5 protein-coding genes, 1 tRNA gene and 1 pseudogene are annotated in these 7,105 nt (G+C 26.4%); all 7 read right to left on the bottom strand.

Going from position 1 to position 7,105, the window contains the following annotated elements:
* Positions 1-303: 303 nt before the first annotated feature.
* Complete coding sequence (cas2, locus tag T324_RS17800) at positions 304-582, bottom strand: CRISPR-associated endonuclease Cas2 (protein ID WP_051436865.1); 279 nt, start codon at positions 580-582, stop codon at positions 304-306.
* Positions 583-589: 7 nt separating this feature from the next.
* Positions 590-1,573, bottom strand: coding sequence for a CRISPR-associated endonuclease Cas1 (gene cas1 / locus T324_RS0114415; RefSeq protein WP_028330906.1), 984 nt, complete (start codon positions 1,571-1,573; stop codon positions 590-592).
* Positions 1,573-2,748: an iron-containing alcohol dehydrogenase gene (locus T324_RS0114410; RefSeq protein WP_028330905.1), complete on the bottom strand. Its 1,176-nt coding sequence runs from the start codon at positions 2,746-2,748 to the stop codon at positions 1,573-1,575. The genes cas1 and T324_RS0114410 overlap by 1 nt, the downstream gene beginning before the upstream one ends.
* A 108-nt stretch (positions 2,749-2,856) precedes the next feature.
* Positions 2,857-3,894 carry an N-acetylneuraminate synthase family protein gene (locus T324_RS0114405; RefSeq protein ID WP_028330904.1) on the bottom strand — a complete coding sequence of 346 codons (1,038 nt, stop codon included), beginning with the start codon at positions 3,892-3,894 and terminating at the stop codon, positions 2,857-2,859.
* Between the two features lie 80 nt (positions 3,895-3,974).
* Positions 3,975-4,047, bottom strand: a tRNA-Thr gene (locus T324_RS0114400).
* 57 nt (positions 4,048-4,104) lie between these two features.
* Positions 4,105-4,988, bottom strand: a pseudogene (locus tag T324_RS17485) (ribokinase).
* 5 nt (positions 4,989-4,993) lie between these two features.
* Positions 4,994-6,958, bottom strand: coding sequence for a methyl-accepting chemotaxis protein (locus T324_RS0114390; protein WP_245580736.1), 1,965 nt, complete (start codon positions 6,956-6,958; stop codon positions 4,994-4,996).
* Positions 6,959-7,105: the final 147 nt, after the last annotated feature.

The following is a 7,105-nucleotide window of genomic DNA, read 5'->3' as shown; positions in this document are numbered from 1 at the left end:
GTTTTCGTCCCCTTACGGGGAATGAGTTTAAAAACCCGTAATTTTTTCTTAAAATTTTTGTAAAAAATTAGTAATTTTTATTTACAATACGAGATTTTTAAACTAGTTTCTTCCTTCATATGTTTTTAAACTCATTATGTAATTATCAATTCTATTTGTAAATCTGTTTTACTTTCGCCCGTATATGTAATTATCAAGCTATTTTCTATGTAATTTACAAAAAATTGCCCTCTCGTGCGAAATAGATATGTCAAAGAACTGATGCATATATTATAGTACATTTTACACTACTTTTCAACTATTTCATAAAATTAAATAATTTCTATCAAGTATATCATGTTTTTTACCTATTACATTTCTTTTAAAATTATACATCTTGTAACTTATAATTGAATCATTTTCATCTATTTTTATTTTGGATAAATCAAAAAGCATCTTTTTATAAAGTCTGTTATTTAATAGGCATAAAAATGAAGATTTTTGTATATTATGTCCATAGCCTGATAATATATGAAAAATTTTATTTCTAATTTTGTCATTTGATATATCATATATTACCAAAATATTATATTCTTTTTTCATAATTTTACTACCTTATTATAAAACCTTTATAAAGTTCAGGATTTTTTTCTTTTATTGATTTATACAAAGAGTAAGACTGATGTAATAATATTTCTCTGAATGTTTTTTTATTATATCTGCTGTTCATTTTATCTTCAAAAATTTTTATTAATTTTCGTACAGATTTATTTTTTAAATATACACCATGATTTTTAGAAGAATATTCAAAATCATCTTTTATAAAAATTTTTTTTCTTACTGCTGCAATGATAATACTATCTATAATCGGACTTCTAAATTCTTCCATTAAATCACTTACTAAAGAAGGATGATCATTTCTTAATTTATGCATAAATCCTATATGAGTATTAAGGGCAAAATATTCTAAATTATTATATATTTCATAAAATAAAAGTGTATAGCCGAAACTAAGAAGAGAATTAAAAGGATCTTTAGGTGGTTTTTTATTTCTATTTTGAAAGTTAAAATCTTCAGGCAAAAAATAATTAAGACATTTAAAATATATTTTTGCACTATTGCCTTCATATCCCATTATACTTTCGATATTATCTGAAATATTAATCTTATTTATATATGAATTTAATACTTTTATACTTTTTTCAACAAATTCATTATTATTTTTTCTATTATATTTATAAAGCAACATTCTGCAATTTTTTATTTTAGATGTGATAAAGATTTTTGAAATATGCAGACAAAAATTATAATCTTTATTTAAGATAAATTGTTTTTTTAATAAATTTATTTTTACTTTTTTATTAGAATTTAATACTCCTAAAAAATTGCCATATTTAGAAAACCATACCATAGAAATATTTTTTTTGAGAAGTTGGAATATTAGCTGAGAGCTTATAGCTTTTTTTCCATAAACAATGATTTTATTAATTTTTTCTATAGGTATGGTTTTTATATTATTTTCTTTATCTTTTATTTCTAAAGTATTATATTTTTTAGCTAATTTATAATCTTTATTTGTTATATATAAAATCATTAAACATTAGACATCTTAAAAATATTATAAACATCTTCTTTATTTAAAGCTCGGAAATGTTTAAACTCTAGCTTACCGTCTTTTATGCATCTTCTAGTTAAATCTTGTAAAACTTCTTCGCTTTGAACTCCTATTCCTAATTCTGTAAAATTAGTAGGCATATTTATTTGCTTAAAATATTCTATAGTTTTTTCTATCCCTTTTAAGCCAGTATCATCATCAATACCCCAAACATTTTTTGAATATTGAATGAATCTTTCTTTTCTATCTTTATAGCAATGTTTAGCCCAAGAACCCCACATTACAGATAAACTTGCTCCATGGGCACAATCAAATTTTGCACTTAATTCATGTCCGAATTTATGAGTTATAAAATCAGAGGTAAGTCCCAATCCTGTTAATGTGTTATGTGATAAACTTCCGCACCACATAAGCTCGCTCATAGCATCATAATTAGTTTTATCTTTCATAGCTATTAAACCATTCTTTATTATAGTTCTTAAAATAGCCTCAGCAATAGCATCGGTTGTTTCATTATTACCGCCTTCACTATCGCCGAAATATCTGTCTAATGTATGCATAATCATATCTACTATACCGCATCCTACTTGATAATAAGGAAGACTAAATGTAAGGCATGGATCCATTATAGCAAATTTAGGACGGTTAAAATCTGAATGAAAACCTCTTTTATCAAGTGTATCTTCATTTGTAAGTACAGAAGCTGCACTTGTTTCACTTCCTGCTGCAGATATTGTAAGTATGCATCCTATAGGAAGACTTTTTTCCAGCTTTTTTACTCCAGTCCAAAAATCCCATATATCAGTACCAGCATTGCCGGCTCCATGTGCTATAGCTTTGGCAGTATCAATAACACTTCCTCCGCCTACACCGATTACAAAATCTGCTTTAAAATCTATTGCTTTTTTTACACCTTCTCTAGCATAAGATAGGGTAGGGTTGGCACGAACTCCGCCGAATAATTCATATTCTATTTTTTCATCTTTTATTATATTTTCTATCTTTTCTAATAGCCCGCTTTCTTTTACACTTTTAGAACCGTATACTATAAATACTCTTTTACCATTATAATTTTTTATTTCTTCAGCAATTTTTTTTTCGGTATCTTTTCCAAATATTACTTTTGTTGGACAGTTAAATATAAAACTTTGCATATAGTTTTACCTCTCAGATTATTTAATGATAAATATTATAATTTTTTTCTATTTATAATACAAGTAATGTCATCAAAAAATATATATCTTTTATGAAAGGTAAATATATCATTTATTTTTTAAATCTTTCATACTTAAAGCAGTATATGATTTTTTATCAACTTTTAAAACTTTGCCTATAATTTTTTTATAATTTTTGGCAGGTATTCCTACACAAGGTCTTAATGCTATTAAATCTTTTTCTTTTATGATTTCGCCTTTAAGCATTGAATGATTAAGATATATTCCTCTTTTGGCATATACAAGTTCTTTTTTTTCCTGCTTGCTTAATATATGTTCTTTTTTTGAGGCTTCATTTCCTCCAAGCATAAGAACTGTATCATTAAGAGATTTTATTAAATTACTCATTCCAATCATATCTAAACTGATAACATGATCTCCTGTTGTTTTTTCAGGGGTAACTGTAAAATGTTTTTCTATGATTTTTGCTCCTAAACTAACTGCAATAATAGGTGCTTCTATTCCTATAGTGTGATCGGAATATCCTATTATATTTTTTTTGAATAAATTTTTCATTACATTTATTCTGTTTAATCTGGCATTTTTTATAGGTGTAGGATATTCTACTGAACAATGTAAAAGTGCAACTTCATTATTATGCAGTATTTTTAAAGCTTCTCTTATATCTTTATTTAAAGCCAATCCTGTTGAAAGTATCACAGGTTTTTTTGTTTTTGCTACAGCATTTAAAAGCGGATAATTATCAATATCGCATGATGCTATTTTTATTATTGTAATATTATAATTATTAATATCATTAACAGCTTCAATAGAAAAAGGAGTTGTGATAAACATTATATTATTTTTTTGTGCTTCTTTTATTAATATTTCGTACCATTCTTTTTTGAATATTATATTATCAACACCTTCAAGGGCATTTTCATCCAATTTTAAAATTTTAGTGTATTCTTTTGAAGCGAATAAAGTTTTTTGTGTAAAGCTTTGAAATTTAATAGCGTCAGCTCCGGCTTTAGCTGCTTCATTAACCATTTTTATTGCCATATTTAAATCGCCTTCATGGTTACAGCCTGCTTCAGCTATTACAAAATAACCTTTTTTGTTAATTAAATCTTTCAATTTGACCATATTCTATATCCTATAAATATATTATCGAACAAATGGAATTAATCATTAGTATAAGTTGATTGGGGTTATAAAAAGAAATGAGCTGGTGATGGGACTTGAACCCGCAACCGGCTGATTACAAATCAGCTGCTCTGCCAATTGAGCTACACCAGCGAAGTGATTATTATCATACTATAATCATAAAAAAAAGTCAAGTGCTTAATTAATTTTTTAGCATTTTTTATTAATAACTTCATCATAAAAAGGTATGGAATCTATTGCTCCTTTTCTAGTAACCGTTATACTAGCAACTTTTGTAGCAAAATCAATAGCTTCTTCCATTGTTTTATTGTCTGCTGCCATCCTTACAACGCCTCCTAAAAAACTGTCGCCCGCAGCAGTAGTATCAACAACATTAACTTTATAAGCATCAAAATGTTTGCTTTCAATTTGATTATTATTTTTTATAATGAAATCACATCCATTAGATCCCAAAGTTAATATTATATTTTTTACTCCGCATTCAAAAAGATATTTATACCGCCTATAATATCTATTTCTGTTTCATTAGCTATTAATATATCAATACAATTTAAAAAATCTTTTTCAAGTTTAACAGCAGGCGAAGGATTTAATACTACAGTTTTACCTAATTTTTTGGCAATGCCGACAGCATATTTGGCAATTTCTAAAGGTATTTCAAGCTGCATAACAATAATATCATAATGTTTTAATAAATCTTCTTTTATGTCATCTTTAGTTATTAAAGCATTAGCCCCTTGTGCCACTATAATATGATTAGCTCCGCTTTCTGTTACTGTAATAACTGCTATTCCTGTTGATACATTATCTTTAATTATTAAGTTATCTGTATTTACATTGTTTGAAGATAGTGCTTGAGATAAATCTTTTCCGAAACTATCATTTCCAACAGCACCTAAAATGCTTACATCTCCGCCAAGTTTTCCTATAGCAGATGCCTGATTAGCTCCTTTTCCTCCATTGCTTGTAGAAAAATCATTTCCAAGTATTGTTTCTCCTTCTTTGGCAAAACGGGGAGTTGTTATTACTAAATCTTTATTAATGCTTCCTATTACTAAAATTTTCTTACTCATAAAATTTATTTTCCAAAATGAAAAAATTTCATTAAATCAGCAAGTTTTTCAGTTTCTTTTTCCATATCAATTACTATATCAGCATTTGTTTTTACTAAATTAGTATTTTGTTCTGCACTAATATCAACACTGCTTACAGCACTTTGAACTTCACGTGCAGATGCATCCTGTTGTGTAGAAGATTCAACCATTTGACTTACTATATAACTGCTTTCTTTAGCTTTATTAGTGATATCTTCCAAAGCATCCATAGTTTCTTTTATTTTTAAATTTCCTTCTTTTATCTTTTCTATACTATTATTAACTATATTTGTAATATTTTTTACAGATTCCTGAGAAGTTTGTGCAAGATTTCTAACTTCAGAAGCTACAACAGCGAATCCTTTTCCTTGTTCACCAGCACGTGCTGCCTCAACAGAAGCATTAAGTGCAAGTATATTCGTTTGCATTGCTATATCATCTATCATTTTTGTTATATTGGAAATTTCAGCAGTTGCTTTAGTAATATCATCCATTAAATCCATAGATTCTTTAGATAGATTATAGCAATGTTCGCTTGAATTAGTTAATATTTGTATTTTATCATTAGTTTTTATTATATCATTTGTTGTTTTATCAATAACTTTTAAAGTATTTGACATAGTTTCATTTATAAGTTTTAAATCATCTCTTTGTTTTTCTGTTCTATTTGATAGATCAATGCTTCCTGCTGTAACATGTTTGCTTGCATTTTCCATAGCATTTGCTGAATCTAGTATCTGTTTTATTATATTGGATAATCTGTTTTGAGTGTTTTGCAAAGAATGAAATATCATACCTATTTCGTCTTTTCTGTTATTTAATATTTTGTTATCATAAGAGCTTAAATCTCCGCTGCTTAATTTCTCAGACATAAATAATACTTTTAATATAGGATCTATTAAACTTTTCTTTATTAGAATGTTTATAAGAATTAAAAATACTATAAGTATTATTATAGCTAAAACAGAAGTTACAATAGCATTTTTTATATTTTCTTTTACTATGATAATTTCTGGAACACTTACCAATAATCCTATAGCATTATTATTATCTTTCAATGATGATAATGGTATTAAAGTATTAAATATTTTATGATTATCTATTTTGTTTATAAAGGAATATTTTTTATCATTTTTTATACTGCTTATTATTTCATTAGCTTTATCAGAATATATTGATGAAATTTCTTTTCCAATGTTTTGAGAATTTGTAGAAGCAAGTATTACTCCATATTGATTTATTAAATATCCAGCCATTCCTTCATTAGTTGATATATCAGAAACTATTTTTACTAAATTATCTGCTGAAAAGTCAACCCCTATCATTCCCAAAAAATTATTTGCATTATCTAATATAGGCTCTACCACACTTACAGTTAATACAGTATCTGCTCCTACATAAGTATCATCTATTTCAACATCGCTTATATAAAGCTGCTTAGAGTCTTTTGGTATTGTATAATAATTTGGATTTGCATCAAACTCTTCTTGATAAACTTTATCATAAGTAACATCATTATCATCATAAAAAAAAGCAGGTCCGTATCTTCCATCTCTCTCAGAACCATAATCAGTATCAATAAATGCATTATCTCTTCCATCAAATGCATTGCTTTCCCACATTTCATATATAGCAAATAAACCTTCTTTACTTTTTAACATATCTCCCAAAACAAGAGCATGTGATTCTCTTGTAACAGTACCGCTTGATATATCATTTTTTAATGAATATGATATTGTTTGAATCATTGTTATATATGACATAATTTCTTTTTCTATATCTTTGGCATAAGTTGTAACCATATATTCTGTAGAAGCAAAACCTTTTTCTTTGGAAGTGCTTATGTTATGGGTTACCATATATCCTATTATTGCAATGAACATTACTAATATTGATACAGTTAATAATACAAAAATTTTAAATTGAAGTCCTAATTTTTTATTATTCATAATTTAAACCTTAATATCTAATATTTTTTTCATTCCGTTTAAATATATATTTAATTATAAAAAATAACAACAGTAAAATATAATATTCATACTATATTTTATTTAAAAAAATAAAGCTGCAGTGTATATCTGCAGCTTTATTTTTTA

The organism is Brachyspira alvinipulli ATCC 51933 (assembly GCF_000518245.1).
In the GTDB taxonomy this organism is placed as follows: Bacteria; Spirochaetota; Brachyspiria; order Brachyspirales; family Brachyspiraceae; genus Brachyspira; species Brachyspira alvinipulli.
Note: the sequence above shows the minus strand (reverse complement) of the source record. Positions and strands in the feature narration are given on the sequence as shown.

Excerpts from the sequence above, each read along its gene's own strand:
- T324_RS0114390 (WP_245580736.1), bottom strand. The coding sequence starts at position 6,958 with ATGAATAATAAAAAATTAGGACTTCAATTTAAAATTTTTGTATTATTA.
- cas1 (WP_028330906.1), bottom strand. The coding sequence starts at position 1,573 with ATGATTTTATATATAACAAATAAAGATTATAAATTAGCTAAAAAATAT.
- T324_RS0114410 (WP_028330905.1), bottom strand. The coding sequence starts at position 2,748 with ATGCAAAGTTTTATATTTAACTGTCCAACAAAAGTAATATTTGGAAAA.
- cas2 (WP_051436865.1), bottom strand. The coding sequence starts at position 582 with ATGAAAAAAGAATATAATATTTTGGTAATATATGATATATCAAATGAC.
- T324_RS0114405 (WP_028330904.1), bottom strand. The coding sequence starts at position 3,894 with ATGGTCAAATTGAAAGATTTAATTAACAAAAAAGGTTATTTTGTAATA.